Raw genomic sequence first — 295 nt, forward strand, 5'->3', positions numbered from 1 at the left:
ATTATTATCTGTTACCTTAATACATACCGCTTTGCTTCCAACGCTAAAGATCAGACTAATGAAACAAATGACTAATAGTAACATTCGGTGAAAATACAACATGGCTTATTTATCCTCACAAATTGTCGTTAGATAAATCACCTTTTTAGATGAATGTAAATCAATCTGGTAAGGAACTCGACAATATTGATTAACACTTTTTCCCCAACGAATAAGTAGTCTTCCTGAATTATGGTTAATTCGGGCATAAACTTGCCCTCCTTGTCCGACCATTCCTCTTACCGCCCCTTCATCA

The 295-nt window shown here is 35.9% G+C and carries 1 protein-coding gene; it reads right to left on the reverse strand.

Features of this window, described 5'->3' with window-relative positions; translation table 11 throughout:
• Positions 1-105: 105 nt before the first annotated feature.
• Positions 106-295, reverse strand: a 190-nt coding sequence (locus GYB81_RS23780) for a FimD/PapC C-terminal domain-containing protein (RefSeq protein ID WP_161897998.1), incomplete at its 5' end; no start/stop codon positions are given.

The organism is Pseudomonas yangonensis, from assembly GCF_009932725.1.
GTDB lineage: Bacteria > Pseudomonadota > Gammaproteobacteria > Pseudomonadales > Pseudomonadaceae > Aquipseudomonas > Aquipseudomonas yangonensis.